Origin of the sequence: Streptomyces sp. NPDC001980 (assembly GCF_040296885.1) — a bacterium.
GTDB lineage: Bacteria > Actinomycetota > Actinomycetes > Streptomycetales > Streptomycetaceae > Streptomyces.
On the sequence record NZ_JBEOYD010000011.1, the window covers coordinates 165,885 to 188,484 of the forward strand.

The window sequence follows — 22,600 nt, forward strand, 5'->3', positions numbered from 1 at the left end:
CGGGTGAAGCAGGTTGTGCAGAACTACAAGAGCGGCGAGCTGGCGGTCCTCGACGTTCCGGTACCGGGGTGCAAGCCGGGCGGTGTGCTGGTCCGCAGCGCCTACTCGCTGATCTCCACCGGCACCGAGCTCATGAAGGTGTCCGAGGCCGGCATGTCGATGCTGGGCAAGGCCCGCTCCCGGCCGGACCAGGTGGCCAAGGTCATGCAGAGCGTGGCCACCAACGGGCTGCCCGCCACCTACCGCAAGGTGATGGGCAAGCTGGACTCCTACACACCGCTGGGCTACTCGCTGTGCGGAGTGGTCGAGCAGGTCGGTGCCGGCATCGACGACGTGAAGGCCGGCGACCTCGTGGCCTGCGCCGGCAACGAGCACGCGCTGCACGCCGAGTTGAACTGGGTGCCGAAGAACCTCTACACCCCGGTGCCGGACGGCCTCGCGCCGCGCCACGCCGCCTTCGGCACCGTCGGGTCGATCGCGATGCAGGGCGTCCGCCAGGGCGAGCCGCAGCTCGGCGAGGTGGCCCTGGTCATCGGCCTCGGTCTGATCGGGCAGCTGGTGGTCCAGCTCCTGGCCGCCTCCGGAGTCCGCGTCGTCGGCGCCGACCCCGACCCGACGCGCTGCGAACTCGCCGCGCGCCTGGGCGCCGTGGCCTGCGGCGACCCCGCGTCCGCGGCCGTGGAGGCCGCCGTCGCCGAACTCACCGACGGGCACGGAGTGGACCAGGTGTACCTGGCCGCCGGCGGCGGCAGCAACCAGCCCGTCGAGCTGGCCGCCCGGCTCTGCCGGGACCGCGGCCGGGTGGTCGACATCGGCAAGTGCCGTCTGGACCTGCCGTGGAACGCGTACTACGAGAAGGAGCTCGACGTCCGGTTCTCGCGTTCGTACGGCCCCGGCCGCTACGACCCCGAGTACGAGCTGGAGGGGCGCGACTATCCGATCGGCTACGTGCGCTGGACCGAGCGCCGCAACCTGGCGTGCTTCCTCGACCTCGTCGCCCGCGGCAGCGTCGACGTGGAGCCCCTGGTCTCCCACGTCGCCGACTTCGACGACGCGGTCGACACGTACCGGCGGCTCAAGGACGGCGAACTGAAGGCCGTGGCCGTGCTGTTCCGGTACCCCGAACAGCCGGCGGAAGAACGGGTGGCGGAAGGGGCGGCGGAGGCCCCGTCGGTGGCCGTGCCCGCGGTGCGCCGCGGCGGGGGAGCGTCCGCCCCGGCCCGGGCCGTCAACTCGTCGGTGCGTCTCGCGTTCGTGGGCGCGGGGAACTACGCGACGTCGATGCTGCTGCCGCACCTGTCCCAGCGCGACGGCGTCGAGCTGGCGACCGTCGTCACCACGACGGCGCTCTCCGCGGCCAACGCACAGCGGAAGTTCGGCTTCGCCGAGGCGACCACCGACCTCGACGCTGTGCTCGGCGACACGTCGATCGACGCGGTGTTCGTGGTCACCCGGCACAGCTCGCACGCCGAACTGACCCGCAAGGCACTGCTGGCCGGCAAGACGGTCTTCGTGGAGAAGCCCCTGGCCCTCACCGAGGACGAACTGGCCGGCGTCCTCGCGGCGGTGGAGGAGTCCGGCAACGACCGGCTGCAGGTGGGCTTCAACCGCCGCTTCGCACCGCTGCTGACGGAGGCCAAGGAGCGTCTGGGCGCCCGGACCGGACCGGCGAGCCTGCGCTATCTGGTCAACGCGGGCCAGTTGCAGCACGGCAGTTGGTACCTCCGCCAGGGCACCGAGGGCTCGCGGTTCGAGGGCGAGGGCGGGCACTTCGTCGACACGGCGAGCTGGCTGCTCGATGCCGACCCGGTCTCGGTGTACGCGGTCGCCCCGTCCGGCAACGAGGACCTTCAGGTCCTGCTGCGCTACCCGGACGGGTCCACGGCCACCATCAGCTACGTCACCACCGGCGCGCCCGGCTTCCCCAAGGAGACGCTGGACCTCCTCGCCGACGGCAAGGTGCTCAAGCTCGACGACTTCGTCCGTGCCTCGGTCTACGGCCGCAAGCGCTGGGTGAGTTCGCGGCTGCCGAAGGCCCGGGACAAGGGCCAGAGCGCCGAACTGGCCGCGTTCATCAAGGCTGTTCGGACCGGCGGGCCGATGCCGGTGCCGCTGGAGTCGCTGGTCGCCACCACGGCGGCCACCCTCGCCGTGCGGAGCGCCCTGGCCGCCGGCGCGCCGGTGACGTTGGAGCGGGCCCGATGACTGTGATCTCGGGGAGTGCAGGCTGGTACCTGCGACGGCTGTCCCGGATGGGGCCGCGGGAGGTCGCGGGCCGGGTGGGCGACACGGTGCGCAGACGGCGGTGGCGGTCCGACCGGCCGGACTGCCCGAGCGTGACCGGCGCCCGGTTCACCGCGGTCCTGCCCGCCGGGACGATCGCCGCGGTGCCACCGGACGCCGCGAAGCGTCTCGTCGCCGAGGCGGACCGGCTGATGTACGGGCACGTCGAGTACTTCGGGGTGGTCCGCGACGACCTCACCGACCCGGACTGGTGGTGCGACCCGAAGACCGGGCGCCGGGCTCCGTGGGGCTACGCCTTCGACGTGCCGTACCGCAACGAGGACGTGGTCGGGGACATCAAGCAGATCTGGGAGCCGTCCCGGCACCAGTACCTCACCGTCCTCGCCGCCGCCTACGCGGTCACCGGGAACGAGCGGTACGCCGAGCGCGTGGCCGAGCACCTGCGGTCGTGGTGGACGGCCAACCCCCCGCTGCGGGGCGTGCACTGGATCAGCGGCATCGAGCTGGGCATCCGGCTGCTGTCCTGGGTGTGGATCCGCCGGCTGCTCGACGACTGGCCGGGCGCGGCCGGGCTGTTCGAGGACAACCCGGTGGCGCTGAACCAGATCTGGCACCACCAGCGCTGGTTGGCCGCCTTCCCCAGCCGGGGGTCCTCGGCGAACAACCACGTCATCGCCGAGGCCGCCGGGCAGTTCGCCGCGGCCTGCGCGTTCGGCTGGTTCCCCGCCTCGGGGCGCTGGCGGGCCGACGCGCTGCGCTCGCTGGAGCGGCACCTGCGGAGCAACACCTTCGCCTCCGGTCTGAACCGCGAGCTGGCCACCGAGTACCACGGACTCGTGCTGGAACTGGGCCTGGCCGCGGTGGCCGAGGCGGACGCCGCGGGCGTGCCGCTCCCCGCGTCCGTCCGGCTGGTGCTGCTGCGGATGACCGACGCGCTCGCGGCCGTCGTGGACAACCGGCTGCGGCCGCCGCGCCAGGGGGACGCGGACGACGGGCACGGCCTGGTCGTGGACGGCGCGGGCACCGAACGCTGGGCCTCGCTGCTTGCCACCGGCGACGCCGTGTTCGGCCGGCTCGCCTGGTGGCCGGAGGTGACCGGCACCGACGTGCGCACCCCGCTGCTGGCCGCGCTCATCCGGCCGTACCCGCAAGACGGAACCGGAACCGGTGCCGGAACCGCACCGGCCGTGGCCCGCCCGGCTCACCGGCCGGCCCACTTCGCCGACGCGGGGCTCACCGTGCTGCGCGGTCCGGAAGAGATCTGGTGCCGCTGCGACGGTGGTCCGCACGGCTTCCTGTCCATCGCCGCGCACGCCCACGCGGACGCGCTGTCCGTGGAGGTCCGGCACGACGGGGTCGACGTGCTCGCCGACCCGGGGACCTTCTGCTACCACGGGCAGCCCGTGTGGCGGCAGTACTTCCGGTCGACCCTCGGCCACAACACGCTGCAACTGGACGGCATCGACCAGTCCGTGTCCGGCGGCCCGTTCCTGTGGACCCGGCAGGCCCGCACCCGCGTCCTGACCGCGGAGCCGTCCGGCGACGGTGTGGCCGGCTGGTGTGCCGAGCACGACGGGTACCAGGGCTCCGTGCACCGCCGCCGGGTGGAGCTGACGGCCGCGAGCCGGGAGCTGAAGGTGGTCGACGAGGTGCGCGGCCCGCGCCGGGCCGTGCGGCTGGCGTTCCACCTCGGTCCGGAGATCGCCGCGGACCTGGTCGGGAACCGGGCGGTGCTCACCTGGATCCGGGACGGCGAGGGGCGTTCCGCGGTGCTCGACCTGCCCGGGCAGCTGTCCTGGCGGGCGCACCGCGGCGAGACCGACCCGCCGCTGGGCTGGTACTCCGCGGGCTTCGGGCGCAAGGAACCCACCACGACGCTGATCGGCACCGGCACCAGCCCCGCCGACGGCGCGGGCGGGTTCACCACCGTGCTCAGGTTCGGCGGCTAGGGGGCACGTGGTGATCAAGAGGCGGCACTGGGCGCTGGCGGCGGCACCGCTGGCGCTGGCCCTGCTGACGGCGACCGGCTGTGACAGCACGTCGGGCGCCGGCGCAGCGGAGCCGACCGCCGCGCCGTCCACGTCCACGTCCGCGGCCCGAGCCGTGGCCCGGGTGTGCGCCAACCCCGCGGCCGGGCCGGCGAAGGCGCCGGCGGGCGCGGTGACGGTCGACCCGGCGGTCGTCGGTGACCTGGCGGCGAAGACCAAGAACAACCCTGCGAACACCACGTTCTGGCTCCGGCCGGGCAAGCACCGGCTCGCCCCGGACCGCTACGCCCAGGTCATCCCCAAGAAGGGGGACCGCTACCTCGGCGCGCCGGGCGCGGTGCTCGACGGCGGGAAGAAGAACCAGTACGCGTTCGCGGGCACCGCGCCCGACGTCACCATCCGCTACCTGACCGTGCAGCATTTCGCCGCACCGCAGAACGAGGGCGTGGTCAACCACGACTCCGCCGACGGGTGGGTCATCGAGCACGCGACGATCCAGGACAACTCCGGGGCGGGGCTGATGGCCGGTGCCCACCAGAAGGTCCGCGCCAGCTGCCTGCGCGACAACGGACAGTACGGAATGAACGCGTACAAGGGCGGCGGCGGCATCAGCGGCCTGGTGGTCGAGGACAACGAGATCGTGGGCAACAACACCGACGACTGGGAACGGCGGCAGCAGGGCTGCGGCTGCACCGGAGGCATCAAGTTCTGGGCCGTCGACGGCGCGGACATCCGCGGCAACTGGGTGCACGACAACCGCGGAGCCGGGTTGTGGGCGGACACCGACAACAACGACTTCCTCATCGAGAACAACGTGCTCGACGCCAACGACGGTGCCGCGCTGATCTACGAGACCAGCTACAACGCGGTCATCCGGAACAACACGATGCGGCGGAACAACTGGGTCGAGGGCCGCAGGTACGCCGACCGCGGGGACAACTTCCCGTACGCGACCGTCTACCTCTCCGAGTCCGGCGGGGAACCACGGATCCGGGCCCGCACCGACAAGATCGAGATCTACCGGAACGTGCTGGAGAACAACTGGTCCGGGATCACCCTGTGGGAGAACGCCGACCGGTTCTGCAACAGTCCGGCCAACACCTCGTCCGGTGACTGCACGCTGCTGGTGAAGAACGCCGGCCGCTGCGCGAGGCCGGCCATCGACAAGGCACCGCTCTACGCCGACTGCCGGTGGAAGACCCAGCGGGTGGACATCCACGACAACCGGTTCGTGCTCGACGAGTCCGTGGTCAAGTGCACCGAGATGTGCGACCGCATGGCGGTGCTGTCCAACTACGGGACCTATCCGGACTGGTCGCCGTACAAGGGCGAGAAGGTGGCCGAGGCGATCACCCACGAGCAGGACAACCACTGGCACCACAACGTCTACCTCGGACCGTGGCAGTTCGTCGCCTACGACCCGAGCCGGGTGCTCGACTTCGACGAGTGGCAGGGCACGGACTACCGGCAGGACGCGGGTAGCACCCTCGACCCAGGGGCCGGTGGCTGAGATGGAGAGACAACACGGCGCCGAACAACCGAGCCGCGCCGGAACCCCGAGGACCGTCGGGGTCGTCTGGGGGCTCCTGGTCCTCAACACGCTCGGCTCCGCCGGGGCGAAGACCATCGTCCCGCTGCCCCGCTCCCTCATCCAGATGGTCACCATGGGCGCCCTGGTCGCCGCGTTCGCGCTGGCGCTCGTGGTCAACCTGCGGCTGCGCATCCGGCCCAGCGCCTACCTGCTCCTGCTCACCCTGCTGCTGGTGACGAGCGTGATCTCCAGCGCGAACCTGGAGTCCGGGTTCGGCGCGCTGTTCCGCTGCTTCCGGCTGACGCTCTTCGTCGGCACCCTGTGGCTGCTCAGCCGCTGGTGGGACGGCAGCCTGACGTTCGTCCGGTACCACATCCGGGCGTACTTCGCGGTGCTCGGATCGGTGGCCGCCGGCCTCGTCGTCTCACCGGGCGCGGCCCTGCCCGACCTCTACGGCGGCCGCCTGGTCGGCGCGCTGTGGCCGCTCACCCCGCCGCAGATCGGGCAGTACGCGGCGGTCATCATCGGGCTCACCGCGCTGCTCCTGCTGGGCCGCCGGACCGACCGGATGAGCGCCGCGGTGGTCATCGTGCCGTCCTTCGTGCTGCTCGCGCTGACCCATACCCGGACGGCCACGCTCGGCCTGCTCCTCGGGCTGGCACTGGCGATCGGCTCGCTCGTCCTGACCAGCGCGGCCGCCCGCCGGTTCTTCACCTGGGCGGTGCTGGTCGGCGCGGTGGCCGCGGTCGGGTTCGCCTCCGCCCTGCAGACGTGGTTCCTGCGCGGACAGAGCAAGGAGAACTTCTCCAGCCTCACCGGCCGGGCCAAGGTCTGGGACGCCCTGCTTTCCGCGCCCCGGACGACCTCGGAGAAGTTCCTCGGCGTGGGCCTGGGCGACAAGTCGTACGGCGGGCTGCCGATCGACAACAGCTGGCTGGCCGTCTACAACGAGCAGGGTCTGGTCGGCGTCACCCTCGTCGCGGTGATCATCCTCGTGCTGGGCGGCGTCGCGTTGCTGCGGCCGCCGTCGCTGCAGCGGGCCTGCGCGATCTTCCTGATCAGCTACTGCGCCATCGCCTCGTACACCGAGGCCGGTCTCGGCGACGCCTCGCCGTATCTGCTGCACCTGGCCCTGGCCGCCTCGCTGCTGGCGGCACCCGCCGCGGCGACACCCCTCTCGACGCCCGAACTCCCCAGACGATCGGAGGTGACCTGACCATGCACGTCCTCGTGGTGCACAACCGCTACGGCTCCGCACAGCCGAGCGGGGAGAACAAGGTCGTCGACCAGGAGGTGGAGCTGCTGCGCGCGGCCGGTCACCGGGTCGGCGTGTTCGAGCGGCGCAGCGACGACATCGCCGCCCGGTCCCTCCTCGGCAAGGTCGCGGTGCCGCTCCTGGTGCCGTGGAACCCGGCGGTCCGTACCGAACTCGCCGCCCGGCTGCGCACCGAGCGGCCGGACGTGGTGCACGTCCACAACGTCTTCCCGCTCCTGTCGCCCGCGGTCCTCGCCGCGTGCGCCGACGCCGGGGTGCCCGCCGTCGCCACGCTGCACAACTACACGCAGGTCTGCCCGCCCGGCACGCTGCAGCGGGACGGCCGGCCGTGCACCGAGTGCGTCGGCTCCGCACCACTGCCCGCCGTCCGGCACGGCTGCTACCGCAACTCCCGCCTCGCGACGGTGCCGCTCGCGGTCAGCCTGTCGGCCAACCGGCGGCGGTGGTGGTCCGGCGTGGAGCGGTTCCTCTGCATCTCCGCGGCCCAGCGCGACGTGCTGGTGCGGTCCGGCATGCCGGCCGAGCGGCTGGCGGTGAAGCACAACTTCGTTCCCGACCCGGGCAGGTGCCGGGAAGGCGGGGGAGAGCAGGTGCTGTACCTCGGCCGGCTCGCGGAGGCCAAGGGCGTACGGCTGCTCATGGCCGCGTGGGACGAGATCGCCGCGAGCGGCGGTGTGGGCGTACCGCTCGTGATCGCCGGCACGGGCCCGCTGGAGGCGGAGGTGACCGCCTGGGCGGCGGGCCGGGACGACGTGCGCTACGCCGGCCTGCTGGACACGGCGGAGTGCCGGAAGGCCGTCGCGCGGTCGGTCGCCGTGGTGGCGCCCTCGACGTGGCTGGAGGCGTTCGGCCTGGTGGTCGTGGAGGCGATGGCGGCCGGGGTCCCGACCGTCGCCGCCGGTCACGGCGCCTTCGTCGAACTCGTCGAGGACGGGGTCACCGGGCTGCTGCACCGGCCCGGCGAGGCGGGCTCGCTCGCGTCCTGTATACGCCGGATCGCGGCCGAACCGGACCGCAACCGGGAGATGGGCCAGGCGGCCCGCCGCCGCTACGAGCAGGGATTCAGCCCGGCCGTCGGCCTGGAGCGCCTGGAGGAGGAGTACCGCACCGCGATCGCGGGGCGGTCGGCACAGGCTCGCGGCGGGGATACCCGCGCGGGCAGGGGGGATGGGGACAGCACATGACACGATGCCGACTCTGCGGCTCGCAAGCGATGGCGAGCGTCGTCGACCTGGGGGCGACGCCGCCGTGTGAGAGCTTTCTCGCCGCGGACCAACTGGACGATCCGGAGCCGGCGTACCCGCTGCACCTGCGGGTCTGCACCGACTGCTGGCTCGCGCAGATCCCTCCGCTGATCACGCCGGAGGAGACGTTCAAGGAGTACGCGTACTTCTCCTCCTACTCGACCTCCTGGGTGGAGCACGCGCGCACGTTCGTCGCCGACGCCGTACAGCGGCTCCCGCTCGGCCCCGACGCCTTCGTGGTCGAGGTGGCGAGCAACGACGGGTACCTGCTGCGGCACGTGGTGGACCAGGGGATCCGCTGCCTCGGCATCGAACCGTCGGTGAACGTGGGCGGCGCGGCACGGGCGGCGGGCGTGCCCACGCTCACGGAGTTCCTCTCCCCGGAGACCGGCGCGGCCGTCCGGGCCGAGCACGGCCCGGCGGACCTGGTCGTGGCCAACAACGTGTACGCGCACATCCCCGACGTGGTCGGGTTCACCCAGGGGCTGCGCGCCCTGGTCGCCGACGACGGCTGGGTCTCCATCGAGGTGCAGCACCTGCTGACCCTGATCGAGGAGAACCAGTACGACACGATCTACCACGAGCACTTCCAGTACTACACGGTGGCTTCAGCGATCCGAGCCCTTGCGAGCGGCGGACTCGCGCTCGTGGACGTCGAGTTGCTGCCCACGCACGGCGGCTCCATCCGGCTGTGGGCCCGTCCGGCCGAGGCGGCCGGCGAGCCGACGCGGCGGGTGGCCGAGGTCCTGGACCGGGAGAAGGCCGCCGGGCTCCAGGAGCTGTCCGGGTACGCCGAGTTCTCCGCCCGGGTGGCCAAGGTGCGCCGGGACCTGCTGCGGTTCCTCATCGAGGCGGCCGAGCGCGGTGAGACGGTCGTCGGCTACGGCGCCCCGGGCAAGGGCAACACCCTGCTCAACCACTGCGGCATCCGCCCCGACCTGCTCGCCTACACCGTCGACCGCAACCCGTACAAGCACGGCAGGTTCACCCCGGGCACCCGCATCCCCATCCTGCCGCCCGATCGGATAGCCGCCGACAAGCCGGACTTCGTCCTCGTCCTCCCGTGGAACCTGCGGGCCGAACTGGTCGAGCAGCTGTCCTTCGTGCACGAGTGGGGCGGCCGGCTCGTCTTTCCCATCCCGGAACTGAGCATCGTCGAGGTGAAGTCATGAAGGTCGTCCTGTTCTGCGGCGGTTACGGGATGCGGATGCGCAACGGAACCTCCGACGACGTGCCCAAACCGATGGCGATGGTCGGCCCGAGACCGCTGATCTGGCATGTCATGCGCTACTACGCGTACTTCGGGCACAAGGAGTTCATCCTGTGCCTCGGGTACGGGGCCCACCACATCAAGGACTTCTTCCTCAACTACGAGGAGACGACGTCCAACGACTTCGTCCTGCGGGGCGGGCGGACCGAGCTGCTGTCCACCGACATCGCCGACTGGACGATCACGTTCGCGCAGACCGGCATCGAGTCGCCGATCGGGGAGCGGCTGCGCCGGGTGCGGCACCACCTGGACGGCGACGAGATGTTCCTCGCCAACTACGCCGACGTGCTCACCGACGCCCCGCTGCCGGAGATGATCGACCGGTTCGCCGCGCGCGACGCCGGGGCGTCGATGATGGTGGTGCCGCCGCAGTCGTCGTTCCACTGCGTGGAGCTGGGCGAGGACGGCCTGGTGGGAGGCATCACCGCGGTGAGCGAACTGCCGCTGTGGGAGAACGGCGGCTACTTCGTGCTCCGCCAGGAGGTCTTCGACCACATACCGGAGAACGGGGACCTGGTCGCCGACGGGTGCGCCCAACTGGCCAAGCGGGGGCGGCTGGTGGCGCACCAGCACCGCGGCTTCTGGAAGCCGACCGACACCGTGAAGGAGCGTGCCGCGCTCGACGCCGCCTATGTCCGGGGCGACCGTCCGTGGGCCGTGTGGGAGCGGGACACCGCCGGAGCGAGAGCGTGATCCGGCTCGGGGCCGGTCGTCCTGACCGGATCGTCGCGGTGGGCGCGCACTGCGACGACATCGCCATCGGCGCCGGCGGCACGCTGCTGACGCTGTGTCAGGCATGGCCCGGTGTCCGGGTCGACGCGCTGGTGCTCACCGGCGGTGGCAGCGAGCGCGAGCAGGAGGAGCAGGCCGCGCTCGCCGCCTTCTGTCCGGGCGCCGACCTGCGGCTGACCGTGCACAAGCTGCCGGACGGCCGGTTCCCGGCCCACTGGGAGGAGGCCAAGTCCGCGGTCGAGGAGCTGCGCGAGCGGACCGACCCGGACCTGGTCCTCGCGCCGCGCACCGACGACGCCCACCAGGACCACCGCGGCCTGGCCAAGCTGATGACCACCGCGTTCCGTGACCACCTCGTGCTCGGCTACGAGATCGTCAAGTGGGACGGCGACCTCGGCCGGCCGGCGGCCTACCAGCCGCTGGCGACGGAGACCGCCGAGCAGAAGGTGCGGCTGCTGCAGGAGCACTACCCCTCGCAGCGGCACCGGCCCTGGTACGACCGGGAGGCCTTCCTCGGCCTGGCCCGGATCCGCGGCATCGAATGCCACGCGCGCTACGCCGAGGCGTTCGCCGTCGCCAAACTCACGCTCAACCTGGGGGGTTGAACCTTGCGCGTACTACTGACCGGACACCAGGGCTATCTGGGCACCGTGATGGCCCCGGTCCTCGCGGCCGCCGGGCACGAGGTCGTCGGCCTCGACGCCGGCCTGTTCGCCGACTGCGTCCTCGGCCCTCGGCCCGAGGACCCGCCGGGGCACCGGGTGGACCTGCGGGACGTCACGGCCGAGCACGTGGCCGGGGTGGACGCGGTGATCCACCTGGCCGCGCTCTCCAACGACCCGCTCGGCTCACTGGCGCCGGAACTCACCTACGACATCAACCACCACGCGTCCGTGCGCCTTGCCCGGCTGGCCCGCGACGCCGGAGTACGGCGCTTCCTGTACGCGTCGACCTGCTCGGTCTACGGCGCCGCCGGCGGTGACGATCTGGTGGCCGAGGACGCCCCGCTGCGCCCGGTGACGCCGTACGCGGAGTCCAAGGTGCGCGTGGAGGACGACCTGCACGCGCTGGCCGACGACGACTTCACCCCGGTGTACATGCGCAACGCCACCGCCTTCGGCTTCTCGCCCCGGCTGCGCGCCGACATCGTGCTGAACAACCTGGTGGGGCATGCCCTTTTGTCCGGCGAGGTCCTTGTGCTCTCCGACGGCACCCCCTGGCGGCCGCTGGTGCACGCCGCCGACATCGCGCGGGCCTTCACGGCGGCGCTGGCCGCGCCGCGCGAGGCGGTGCACGACCGGGCGTTCAACATCGGCAGCGAGGTCAACAACGTCACGGTCGCCGAGATCGCCGGACAGGTCGCCGAGGCGGTGGCCGGCTCCAAGGTGGTGATCACCGGGGAGACCGGCGCCGACCCGCGGTCCTACCGGGTGGACTTCGCCCGGTTCCGCGCCGCGATTCCCGGCTTCGACTGCGAGTGGACGGTGAAGCGGGGCGCGCTCGAACTCGCCGACGCCTACCGGAAGTTCGACCTGACCCGGGAGGACTTCGAGCAGCGCTACACCCGGCTCGCCGTGCTGCGCGCGGCGTCCGACGCCGGCACCGTCGACGACACCCTCAGGTGGCGCCGGTGACCGACGTGAGCGAGGAGATGTACGCGCTGGTGGAGCGGATGTACCCGCTCTGCCGGAGCATCACCGGCGACGGTGTGCGCGCCACCCTGGACATCGTCGGGGAGTACATCCCGCTGCAGGTGCACGAGGTGCCGACCGGGACGCAGGTGCTCGACTGGACGGTGCCGCAGGAGTGGAACATCCGGGACGCGTACATCGCCGACTCCGCGGGCCGGCGGGTCGTCGACTTCGCCGCGTCCAGCCTGCACGTGCTCGGCTACAGCGTGCCGGTGTCGGCGACCATGCCCCTCGCGGAGCTCCGCGGACACCTGCACACCCTGCCCGACCACCCGTCCTGGGTGCCGTACCGCACCAGCTACTACAAGCCGGACTGGGGGTTCTGCCTGGCCCAGGAGACCCTGGACGCCATGCCGGACGGCGAGTACGAGGTGCGCATCGACTCCACCCTCGCCGACGGCCACCTCACCTACGCCGAGTACGTGGTCCCCGGGCAGGTCCCCGACGAGGTGATCGTCTCCTGCCACGTCTGCCACCCGTCGCTGGCCAACGACAACCTGGCCGGCATCGCGGTGGCGACGTATCTGGCCCGGGCCCTTGCGGAGCAGCCGACGTACTACACCTACCGGTTCCTGTTCGCGCCCGGCACCATCGGGGCGATCACCTGGCTGGGACGCAACGCGGAGCGGGTGGACCGCGTCAAGCACGGCCTTGTGCTGGCCTGCGCCGGGGACCCCGGCCAACTGACGTACAAGCAGAGCAGGCGCGGCGACGCGGAGATCGACCGGGTGCTGCAGCATGTGCTGACCGCGTCCGAACGCCCGCACCGCGTCTCCGAGTTCACTCCGTACGGCTACGACGAGCGGCAGTTCTGCTCACCCGGGTTCAACCTGGGCGTGGGCTCGCTCACCCGGACCCCGTACGCCGGCTACCCCGAGTACCACACCTCGGCGGACAACCTGGACTTCGTCTCCCCGGCGGCGATGGCGGACACCCTCGCCGTCTGCCGGGAGGCGTTCGCCGTCCTCGACCGCAACCGGCGGTACGTGAACCTCAGTCCCTACGGCGAACCGCAGCTGGGCCGGCGCGGGCTGTACGACGCGCTCGGCGGCCGCAGCGACACCAAGCAGGCCCAGATGGCCATGCTCTGGGTGCTCAACCTCTCCGACGGCGAGCACAGCCTGCTGGACGTCGCCGAGCGGTCCGGGCTGCCGTTCGACACCGTCGCCGCCGCGGCCGATGCCCTGCGCGGCGCCGACCTGGTCAAGGAATGACGCCCATGACCACCCAGGGGGAGAATCAGCGGACAACGGCGCCACCGGCCCGGTCCGCCAAGCGGGCCCTCGTCGGCCGGCTGTCCTGGGGGCTGGCCGACCAGGCGGCCTCCAGCATCAGCAACTTCGCGGTGGGCATCTACGTGGCCCGGTCACTGGGGGTCACCGCGTTCGGCGTGTTCAGCCTGGCCTGGGTGACCTACGGCGTGGTGCTCAACGTCTCCCGCGGCCTGGCCACCGACCCGCTCGTGGTGCGCTTCAGCGGCGTGCCGGACGCGTCCTGGCGCGGGGCGGTGGCCCGCTCGACGGGCACCGCCCTCGGCGTCGGCGCGGCCCTCGGCGTGGTGTGCCTGGCGGCCGGGTTCGGCCTCGGCGGCCGGGTCGGGCCCGCGTTCGCCGCCCTGGGTCTCATGCTGCCGGGGCTGCTGCTCCAGGACGCCTGGCGGTTCTCGTTCTTCGCCGCCGGCGCCGGGCGGAAGGCGTTCGTCAACGACGTCGTGTGGGGCATCGCGCTCGTCCCGGCCATGGTGGTGGCGGCCCACGTGGACAGCGTGGCCGCCTTCGTGCTCGCCTGGGGCGCGTCCGCCACGGTGGCGGCGGGATACGGCTACCTCCAGTCCGGCATCCGGCCCCGGATGACCCAGGCGCGCGGCTGGCTGCGCGAACAGCGCGACCTCGGCTACCGGTACCTGGTCGAGAACGTCAGCCTCAGCGGCGCCAGCCAGGTGCGGGCGTACGGGCTCGGCGTGATCGTCGGGGTCGGCGCGGTGGGCGCGGTGCGCGGCGCCGAGCTCCTGCTCGGCCCGTTCCTCGCCGTACTCATGGGACTTTCGCTGGTCACCGTCCCCGAGGCGGCCCGGGTGCTGCGGCAGGCCCCGCACCAACTGGGCAGGTTCTGCCTCCTCCTCGGCGGCGGGCAGGCCGCCGGCGCGCTGCTCTGGGGCTCGGCGCTGCTGCTGATGCCGGACCGGCTCGGCGAACTGGCGCTCGGCGACGTCTGGCGCTCCTCCTCGCACCTCATCGTGCAGATCACCCTCAGCGTCGCGGGAGCGGGCCTCGGCACCGGCGCGGCGGCCGGGCTGCGCGCGCTCGGCGCGGCCCGGCGCAGCCTGCGCTGCCAGCTGTTCGCCTCCGCCTGCTACGTCGGCGGCGGGCTCGGTGGCGCGGCCGTCGCCGGCACGGCCGGCTCCGCCTGGGGTGTCGCCGCCGCGACCCTCAGCGGCTCGGCCGTGTGGTGGCTGCAACTGCGGTCCGCCCTGCGCGAGCGCCACCGCAATCCCATCCCCGAAGTGAGGACCGCATGACCGACCGACCCAGGCTGAGCATCGGCCTGCCCGTGTACAACGGCGAGGAGTACCTGGCCGAGTCGTTCGACGCCCTGCTCGGCCAGACCTACGAGGACTTCGAACTGGTCGTCTCCGACAACGCCTCGACCGACGGGACCGAGGACATCTGCCGCAAGTACGCCGCGCAGGACTCCCGCATCCGCTACCACCGGCTGCCCCGGAACATCGGCGCCACGCCGAACCACAACCATGTGTTCGCCGAATCCCGCGGCGAACTGTTCAAGTGGGCCTCGCACGACGACCTCTACGGCCGCGACCTGCTGCGGCGCTGCGTGGAGGCCCTGGACGAGCGCCCGGAACTGATCCTCGCGCACACCGGCCAGGCGGTCATCGACGGCGACGGCCAGGTGACGGTCCCCTACGAGTACACGCTCGCCACCGACTCGCCGCACGCGCCGGAGCGCTTCCGCAGCCTGCTGTTCGAGCCGGGCGGCGACGACTTCTACGGGGTGATGCGCGCCGACATGCTGCGGCGCGTGAAGCCGATGGACAGCTACCACCACGCGGACCGCACGTTCGTCGCCGAGATCACCCTGCACGGGCCCTTCCACCAGGTCCCGGAACTGCTCTACTTCCGCCGCGACCACCCCACCCGCGCCGAGCGGGCCAACCCCTCCAAGCGCTCCCGGTGCGTCAACCTGGACCCGCGCCGGGCAGGCCTGCTGCACCCGACGCCCCGGCTGCTCGCCGAGTACGTCTGGGGCTTCGCCTCGGCGATCCGGCGGGCGCCGCTGTCCGCGGCCGACCGGCGCGCCTGCTACCGCCACCTGGCCGCCTGGATGACCAGCCGGGTCCGGCCGGGCGCCGGCGAGCGGGTCGAGGACCGCGCCCCGGTCGACCCGGCCCTGCTCACGGTCTCCGTCGACGCCCTCGTCGCCGGCCGTGAGGGGAGGCAGCGATGACGTCCGCGGACGGAACGCCGGTGCGCGTCGGGGTGTTCGGCCTGCTCGGCTCCGGCAACCTCGGCAACGACGGGTCGCTCCAGGCCGTCCTCGGCTACCTTCGTGCCGAGCACCCGGACGCGGCCGTGGACGCGCTGTGCGGCGGGCCCGAGGCCGTGACGGCCCGGTTCGGGATCCCCGCCACCCGGCTGCACTGGAACCGCACGGAGTACCGGACCGCGTCACGCGCGGGCGCGATCGCGGCGAAGGGGCTCGGCAAACTCGTCGACGTCTTCCGCACCGCCGCCTGGGTGCGCCGGCACGACGTGGTGATCGTGCCGGGCATGGGCGTCCTGGAGGCCACCCTGCCGCTGCGGCCCTGGGGCTTCCCGTACTCCCTGTTCCTGCTCTGCGCGAGCGGCCGGCTGCTCGGCACCCGGGTCGCGCTGGTCAGCGTCGGCGCCGCCGAGATCCGCAACCGGCCCACCCGGGCCCTGGTGCGCTGGTCGGCGCGGCTCGCCGCGTACCGGTCCTACCGGGACGCCCAGTCCCGGGACGCGATGCGGGCGATGGGCGTGGACACCGCGCGTGACGAGGTCTACCCGGACCTCGCCTTCTCCCTGCCGACGCCGCCGGTGAGCACGCCGTCGAGCTCGCCGGGCCCGGTCTGCGTCGGTGTCATGGACTTCCACGGCGGCAACGACGACCGCGCCCGGGCGGACGAGATCTACCGGCGCTACCTCGACGGGACGATCCGGTTCGTCCGCGTGCTGGTCGAGGAGGGCAGGCCGGTCCGGCTGCTCACCGGCGACCGGTGCGACGCCACCGTGGTCGAGGCGATCCTCGACGCGGTGGACTCACCGCTGGTCACCGCCGCCGAACCGACGTCACTCGCCGACCTGATGACGGAGATGGCGGCCGCCGACACCGTGGTGGCGGTCCGCTACCACAACCTGATCTGCGCGCTGAAGACCGGAACGCCGGTGCTCGCCCTCAGCTATGCGGCGAAGAGCGACGCGCTCATGGCCGGGATGGGCCTCGGCGCGTACTGCCACCCGGCGCGCGAGGTCGACGCCGACCGGCTCCTCGAACAGTTCCGGACGCTGGAGAAGCGATCGGCCGAACTGCGGGAGACCCTTGTCGAGCGGAACCTGGCCGCCGCCCGCCAACTGGAGGACCAGTTCGGCTCGTTGACCACGGCCGTGTTCCCCGCCACCCACCACACCCATGCCCGGCAGGAGTCTCCATGAAAGCGACCGAAGTCCCGGAGATCGCGGGCGCGTTCCTGTTCGAACCGACGCCGTACGCCGACGAACGCGGCTTCTTCTGCCGCACCTTCGACGCCGACGTGGTCCGCTCGGTGGGCCTCGACCCGAACGCCTTCGTCCAGGACAGCGTGTCCCGCTCGGTCCGGGGTGTGCTGCGCGGCCTGCACCTGCGCTCCGGCGCCGGCGAGGCCAAGCTGGTGCGGTGCTCGTACGGGCGGATCTTCGACGTCGTCGTGGACCTGCGGCCGGATTCTCCGACCTACCGCAATTGGGTTTCCTTTGAACTCACAGGAGAATCACAACCAACTCTTTACATTCCCGCGGGATGCGCGCACGGTTTTCAGGCACTGACCGACACCGCCGACACCTCCTACCGGATCGACCGCCCGCACGATCCGGCCGAGGACGTGACCATCGCCTTCGACGACCCCGAGCTCGCCATCCCCTGGCCGCTGCCGGTCGCCTTGATGTCCCAACGGGACCGGGAGGCGCCGAGCCTCGCCCAGGTCCTGAAGCACAGAGAAAGCTGAGGTCCCCGTGGACACCGAAGTGCTTGACCTGCCCCTGTCGCGGACAGCCAACGAGCGGCTGCACGCCATGATCCCCGGGGGTGCGCACACCTACGCCAAGGGCGACGACCAGTACCCCGAGAACCTGGCCCCGGTCATCAGTCACGGCAGCGGTGCCCACGTGTGGGACGTCGACGGCAACCGGTACATCGAGTACGGGTCCGGCCTGCGGTCGGTCAGCCTCGGCCACGCCCACCCGCGCGTGCTCGAGGCGGTGCGGCGGGAACTCGGCCGCGGCAGCAACTTCGTCCGGCCGTCCATCGTCGAGGTCGAGGCCGCCGAACGCTTCCTGGCCACCGTGCCCACCGCCGACATGGTGAAGTTCGCGAAGAACGGCTCCGACGCCACCACCGCCGCGGTGCGCCTCGCCCGCGCGGTCACCGGACGCCCGCGGGTGGCCCTCTGCGCGGACCACCCGTTCTTCTCCGTCGACGACTGGTTCATCGGCACCACACCGATGAACGCCGGCATCCCGGCGGCGACCACCGAGCTCACCGTGTCCTTCCCCTACGGCGACCTGGCGGCCACGGAGGAGCTGCTCACCCGGTACCCGGACGAGATCGCCTGCCTGATCCTGGAACCCGCCACCCACTCCGAGCCGCCGCCCGGGTACCTCGCCGGCCTGCGCGAGCTGGCCGACCGGCACGGCTGCGTACTGGTCTTCGACGAGATGATCACCGGCTTCCGCTGGTCCGAGGCGGGTGCCCAGGGCCTGTACGGCGTCGTCCCCGACCTCTCCACGTTCGGGAAGGCGCTGGGCAACGGGTTCGCCGTCTCCGCGCTGGCCGGGCGCCGCGACCTGATGGAGCGGGGCGGGCTGCGCGACTCCGGCGACCGGGTGTTCCTGCTGTCCACCACGCACGGTGCGGAGACGCACTCCCTGGCGGCCGCGATGGCCGTGCAGACCACCTACGTCGAGGAGGGCGTCACCGCGCGGCTGCACGCCCTCGGCGAACGGCTCGCCGCCGGGGTCCGCGACGCCGCGGCCGCCATGGGCGTGGGCGACCACGTCGTCGTCCGGGGCCGGGCCAGCAACCTGGTCTTCGCCACCCTCGACGAGCACCTGCAACCGTCGCAGCGGTACCGCACGCTGTTCCTGCGCCGGCTCCTCGCGGGCGGGGTGCTCGCCCCGTCGTTCGTGGTGAGCAGCGCACTCGACGACGCGGACATCGACCGCACCGTCGACGTGGTGGCCGAGGCATGTGCGGTGTACCGGAAGGCACTCGATGCCGCCGACCCCACCGCCTGGCTGGCCGGGCGAGCGGTGAAGCCCGTGTTCCGGCGCCTGGCGTGATCTGACGTCAGCGGGGCGCCCGCTGCGCCACGTCGGACCTCCGCGCGGCCGTCCGGTCGGCCGTCCGGTCGATCAGCCAGGCGGTCGCCGGTACCACCGCCAGCGCGGTGCACCAGCCGCCCAGGGCGTCGGTCGGGTAGTGCGCGCCCAGGCCGACCTCCGCCCAGCCCATGGTGGCGCCGGCGACCAGCGCCGCCATGAGCACGAGTGACGCGCCGGCCGCCCTGCCGAGGCCGAGCCGGCCGGTCGCGAGGAGCGCCGCCATGAGGGCGAGCGCGGTGAAGAAGGCAGTGTGCCCGCTCGGGTAGGACAGGTTGCCGGGGCCGTGGATGGTGCGTCCCACCAGGTGCTTGAGCAGCGTCGTCGTCCCCACGGTCAGACCGGAGCCGACCACGACGAGCGCCGCCGCGCGGGGACGCCGCAGCAGCAGGCAGCCCGCCGCACAGGCCACGATCACCATCGCCGATCCCGCGGGTTCCCCCAGGAAGTCCAGGGCCAGAGCGACGTGCCGCCACGGCGGCCGCACACTGTCCGCCGTCGGCCGGACGATCCACCTGTCCACCCGGCCGGGCTCGCTGTGTCCGGCGTACCGGACCCCGAGTGCGACGACCGCCAGCGCGGCGAGCGCCGCGACCGGGCAGAGCCACGCGCGCAGCGCCCGGGGCAGCAGCACGCCCGCCGCGGATCGGACCGGGCCGGCTTCCGGGGCCGCTCCTGCCAGACGATCCAACGTGAGCCCCCCCCGTCGTGTCCGAACCCCCTTCCGGCGACCATAGCCGCCCCGCGTCAGGCGGATGGCCGGTCCGGGCCGACGGTACAGTTCAAGACCTTTCGGGTGGAGACGGGAAGCGGTCAAGGTGTGTCCAATACCGTTCCATGGCTTCCACGAGCTCCCGCGACAGCCGGTGGCGGAGCTCCCCGGTACGGTCCGGCCACAGCACCCGGAACAGCTGGGGGCCGAGCTCTGGCGGCAGCGCCCTCAGCCTTTCGTGCTGCCTGCCGAGGGCGAGCGGGACCAGGTCCTTCGCCAGGAAGTCCGAGAAACCGTCGACCACGCCGACGGGAAGCCGCTCCTTGTCCCGGCAGAAGGCCGTGACCATCACGTTCACGGCGCGCACCAGGTGCGGTGACGGCGAGTCGAGCAACAGCCGTATGCCGTTGAGGGCGCGCTCGTGCAGCGCGGCGCGGTGGCCGTCGACCGGTCCGTCGTGGTCGGTGAGGAGCAGTTCGAGCAGATCGTGGGCGAGCGAGGAGGCGGAGGCCCCCTCCACCGCGACGAACGTGGTCACGGCCGGGCCCAGCCAGTGGAACACCGGGTCCATGGCATGCCGTATCACCGAGTCGTTGGTACCGGCGGACAGCGACATCTTGTGCCATACCTCGTCCCAGTACGACCGTGACCAACCGGGGCCGCCATGTCCCCGGGGATAGCGGTAGAGCCAGTTCATGTCGAGCGGCTCGGGCGGCCTCGTACCGTCCTCACCGGCACGCAGGGACACGTCCAGGGCTCGCCGGTTCTCGTCCCAGTAGGGGTGGACGTACAGCGAAAGGGCGAAGTCCGTCCACTGGCCCTCGTACATCGCCGAGCGCCACAGCAGACAGTGCCGGTGCCAGGCACTCACCGGGTCCGCGGAGTCCGGGAACAACTCGGCCACCGAGCAGCGCTCCGCGAGCAGAATGATGATCAGGACGAGGTTCGAGCCGTACAGACCGTGCCGCGTCGCGGTGCGCAGGAGCGTGGGACGGTAGCCCGGGTGCTGGTCGCCGGTGCGTGTCTCGTGCTGGGTGAGGACCTGGATGAGACGCCGCGCGAGCCGGCGGCGCTCGGCCATGGGCATCCGTCCCGTCAGCGACCGTGCGAAGCGCAGCATCTGACGGGACGACAGGGAGGCGTACGACAGCAACGCGAAGGCGAGGTCGTCATCGAGGAGGGCACCGCCGAGCGAGAGGGCGGGGCGGGGCCTGAGCAGGTCGCCGAGCACGTGCAGGGCGAGCCGGATCGCCAGGTACTCGCCGAACGTCGCATGGAGGAACTCGTAGCTGGCGAGCACCTGTCCGTCGCGCACCGACTGGGCCCGCTGCACGAAGAAGAAGCGCCCCAGAGCCGTCTCGGCGGCGTTCAGCGGGGTGCGGAAGGCGGCGGCCTGTGTCTGCCGCCGCCCGAGAACCGCCGTGAGGTCTTCCTCCAGCTCTGCGGCCGACACCCACTGGCGGCGCCGGTTGAGCTGGGCGAAGGCCACGAGGGAAAGCCGCTGCAGCTCCTGCTCGATCCGCTCGGCGGTCTCCTCGTCCGGTACGGCATCCAGGGTCGACTTGCGAACCTCGCGCCGCGCGAACGAAGTGAGCAACTGCTCGTAGAGGTCGGCCACGTCCAGGGAGTCACCGGTGGCACGCTGCAGGCCGCCGTCGGTGGCGTCGTACAGCGCGAGCATGGTCAACAGCAGAGGCTGGGCGGCGAGTTCCGCGTGCCGTACGACGTGCTGCCACGTCAGCGGTGCGCGACCGCGGGCACAGAAGCCGGCCGCGTTGGCCGCGTTCCACACCGCCAGCCACTGCCTGATCTGGTCGTCCCGGAACGGCTCCAGGCGCAGCGCCACCAGTCCGTCCGGATAGCGGGCGCGGTCCGCGACGGCGGTACGACTCGTCACCAACGCCAGTACCGGACGGCCTTGCTCGGCCTCCCGCTGCTGGAACTGGGCCACGCGGATCAGGAAGTTGTTCTGGTGAACGCCGGTGGTCTGCAGCAACTCGTCGAAGCCGTCGAGGAGCAGCACGGGGGTGCTGCCGCCCGCCGCTCGCACGAGCTGTGGCCAGCTCACGGTCTCACCGGTGGCCGCGCGGATCGCCTGCTCGATCTGGTCCTGGAGTTCGTCCTCCGCGCGCACGTCCCGCAGCGGCACCCGCACCGGCAGGAAGCCCACGGCCGGCAGGCGCGCGGCGAGTACCCGGGTCAGCGCGGACTTCCCGGCTCCGGGCTGGCCGAGGACCAGCAGCGGTGCCCCGGCCAGCTGGGGAGAGGTGAGCGCCCCGGCCAGGTACCGGGTCAGGTCCTGCCGCACGGGGACGCGCTCCCACCACGACTCGTCGGCCGGCCCGCTCGGTCCGGACACACCGCACACCCGGAAGTCCGGGTCGAGATAGAGCTCCTCGAGGGTGGGGATGAGGATGCCGTCCGGCGCGGACTCGGCATCCAGGATGGTGCGGGCCAGCGCGGCCTCATGGGCGCGTGCGAGCGCGGCGGCCACCTCGACCGGCGGGCGCAGCGCCTGGGCGGTACGGGCGAGGAGTCTCTCCACACCGTCCAGCGCGCGGTGCACCTCGGTGCGGGTCGCCTGGTGCTCCCACTGTGCCGTCCAGAGCCCGAACTCGGGCGCCTGCACGGCAAGTTGCGTGTACAGGTCCCGGTAGCGGGCCTGCGCCGCCCTGGGCAGGACCTCGATGAGCAGGCGGCGGGCCTCCCGCCGGTCGGGCATGTCGAGGCGCTCCCAGACCGCCAACCCCTCGACGAAGGCCAGGAATCTGCCGGCGTACTCGTCGTAGCGACCGAGCAGGGCCGCCGCGACCGCCTCGGACGAGGTGTGCGGGGCAGGGCTCGGCAGATCCGCCGCGACCAGCAGAGCGACGAGATCCGAGACCTGCGGTGCCGGTGCCGGAGCCGCCGAGTCCGCCCGGGCCAGCGCGAGTTGCTCACCCCGCGTCAGATCGACCTCGCCGAGCCCGAACGGCAGGCCCAGCTCCTGCATGGCCTCGAAGAACGCCACGACCACGACCACCGTGTGCGCGGCGCGCAACACGTCGGTCCGCTCGGCCCGGCTGTGCGCCCTTCCGAGACGCGCGCCGATCCCCTGCACCGCGTCGCGGCCGAGTCCGAGGACGCGGCCCCTGGCGTCGGCCATCCCGATCACGGTGCCACTGATCCCGCCGGTCGCCAGGTTGAGCGCGCCGCCCAGAACGCGGTCGAGCGCCGCCAGCCGTGCCGGTTCGGCACCGAGCAGCACCAATGCGTCGCTGAACCTCAGCAGTCTGCGCGCCCCCATGCCCCCCACTCCCCG

Annotated in this window: 17 protein-coding genes; 15 read left to right on the forward strand and 2 right to left on the reverse strand. The window is 72.4% G+C overall.

The window, feature by feature from the left end:
- Window positions 1–3 precede the first annotated feature (3 nt).
- Genes ABT137_RS19325 through ABT137_RS19395 form a run of 15 tightly spaced genes read left to right on the forward strand, consistent with a single transcriptional unit; the run spans window position 4 to window position 18,548 of the window.
- Entirely contained in the window at window positions 4–2,205 is a 2,202-nt protein-coding gene (locus tag ABT137_RS19325; protein WP_351710332.1) for a bi-domain-containing oxidoreductase, read from the forward strand.
- Window positions 2,202–4,193 (forward strand): alginate lyase family protein, encoded by a 1,992-nt coding sequence (locus ABT137_RS19330; RefSeq protein WP_351710334.1) that lies wholly within the window; start codon window positions 2,202–2,204, stop codon window positions 4,191–4,193. The genes ABT137_RS19325 and ABT137_RS19330 overlap by 4 nt, the downstream gene beginning before the upstream one ends.
- A 7-nt stretch (window positions 4,194–4,200) precedes the next feature.
- The gene (locus ABT137_RS19335) at window positions 4,201–5,742 is read left to right on the forward strand and encodes a right-handed parallel beta-helix repeat-containing protein (protein ID WP_351710336.1); all 1,542 of its coding nucleotides are present in this window, start codon (window positions 4,201–4,203) and stop codon (window positions 5,740–5,742) included.
- 1 nt (window position 5,743) lies between these two features.
- Window positions 5,744–6,979 carry an O-antigen ligase domain-containing protein gene (locus ABT137_RS19340; protein WP_351710338.1) on the forward strand — a complete coding sequence of 412 codons (1,236 nt, stop codon included), beginning with the start codon at window positions 5,744–5,746 and terminating at the stop codon, window positions 6,977–6,979.
- Between the two features lie 2 nt (window positions 6,980–6,981).
- Window positions 6,982–8,223: a glycosyltransferase gene (locus tag ABT137_RS19345; protein ID WP_351710340.1), complete on the forward strand. Its 1,242-nt coding sequence runs from the start codon at window positions 6,982–6,984 to the stop codon at window positions 8,221–8,223.
- Window positions 8,220–9,455, forward strand: a complete 1,236-nt coding sequence (locus ABT137_RS19350) for a class I SAM-dependent methyltransferase (protein ID WP_351710342.1) — start codon at window positions 8,220–8,222, stop codon at window positions 9,453–9,455. Before ABT137_RS19345 ends, ABT137_RS19350 begins: the two co-directional genes overlap by 4 nt.
- The gene (locus ABT137_RS19355; protein WP_351710344.1) at window positions 9,452–10,246 is read left to right on the forward strand and encodes a sugar phosphate nucleotidyltransferase; all 795 of its coding nucleotides are present in this window, start codon (window positions 9,452–9,454) and stop codon (window positions 10,244–10,246) included. Before ABT137_RS19350 ends, ABT137_RS19355 begins: the two co-directional genes overlap by 4 nt.
- Window positions 10,243–10,890 (forward strand): PIG-L deacetylase family protein, encoded by a 648-nt coding sequence (locus ABT137_RS19360; protein WP_351710346.1) that lies wholly within the window; start codon window positions 10,243–10,245, stop codon window positions 10,888–10,890. Before ABT137_RS19355 ends, ABT137_RS19360 begins: the two co-directional genes overlap by 4 nt.
- A 3-nt stretch (window positions 10,891–10,893) precedes the next feature.
- A complete protein-coding gene (locus tag ABT137_RS19365) occupies window positions 10,894–11,919 on the forward strand; it encodes an NAD-dependent epimerase/dehydratase family protein (RefSeq protein WP_351710348.1) in 1,026 nt (341 codons plus the stop codon).
- A complete protein-coding gene (locus ABT137_RS19370; RefSeq protein WP_351710350.1) occupies window positions 11,907–13,190 on the forward strand; it encodes a DUF4910 domain-containing protein in 1,284 nt (427 codons plus the stop codon). The genes ABT137_RS19365 and ABT137_RS19370 overlap by 13 nt, the downstream gene beginning before the upstream one ends.
- Window positions 13,187–14,494, forward strand: a complete 1,308-nt coding sequence (locus ABT137_RS19375) for a hypothetical protein (protein ID WP_502984539.1) — start codon at window positions 13,187–13,189, stop codon at window positions 14,492–14,494. The genes ABT137_RS19370 and ABT137_RS19375 overlap by 4 nt, the downstream gene beginning before the upstream one ends.
- Entirely contained in the window at window positions 14,491–15,438 is a 948-nt protein-coding gene (locus ABT137_RS19380; protein WP_351710354.1) for a glycosyltransferase family 2 protein, read from the forward strand. The genes ABT137_RS19375 and ABT137_RS19380 overlap by 4 nt, the downstream gene beginning before the upstream one ends.
- The gene (locus ABT137_RS19385) at window positions 15,435–16,667 is read left to right on the forward strand and encodes a polysaccharide pyruvyl transferase family protein (RefSeq protein ID WP_351710356.1); all 1,233 of its coding nucleotides are present in this window, start codon (window positions 15,435–15,437) and stop codon (window positions 16,665–16,667) included. The genes ABT137_RS19380 and ABT137_RS19385 overlap by 4 nt, the downstream gene beginning before the upstream one ends.
- Window positions 16,664–17,215: a dTDP-4-dehydrorhamnose 3,5-epimerase gene (gene rfbC, locus ABT137_RS19390; protein WP_351710358.1), complete on the forward strand. Its 552-nt coding sequence runs from the start codon at window positions 16,664–16,666 to the stop codon at window positions 17,213–17,215. Before ABT137_RS19385 ends, rfbC begins: the two co-directional genes overlap by 4 nt.
- Before the next feature lie 7 nt (window positions 17,216–17,222).
- Window positions 17,223–18,548 (forward strand): glutamate-1-semialdehyde 2,1-aminomutase, encoded by a 1,326-nt coding sequence (locus ABT137_RS19395; protein ID WP_351710360.1) that lies wholly within the window; start codon window positions 17,223–17,225, stop codon window positions 18,546–18,548.
- Between the two features lie 7 nt (window positions 18,549–18,555).
- Here ABT137_RS19395 and ABT137_RS19400 read toward each other — a convergent pair whose 3' ends face one another.
- Window positions 18,556–19,278: a phosphatase PAP2 family protein gene (locus tag ABT137_RS19400; protein ID WP_502984540.1), complete on the reverse strand. Its 723-nt coding sequence runs from the start codon at window positions 19,276–19,278 to the stop codon at window positions 18,556–18,558.
- A 91-nt stretch (window positions 19,279–19,369) separates the two neighbouring features.
- Window positions 19,370–22,585, reverse strand: a complete 3,216-nt coding sequence (locus ABT137_RS19405) for an NACHT domain-containing protein (RefSeq protein WP_351710362.1) — start codon at window positions 22,583–22,585, stop codon at window positions 19,370–19,372.
- Window positions 22,586–22,600: the final 15 nt, after the last annotated feature.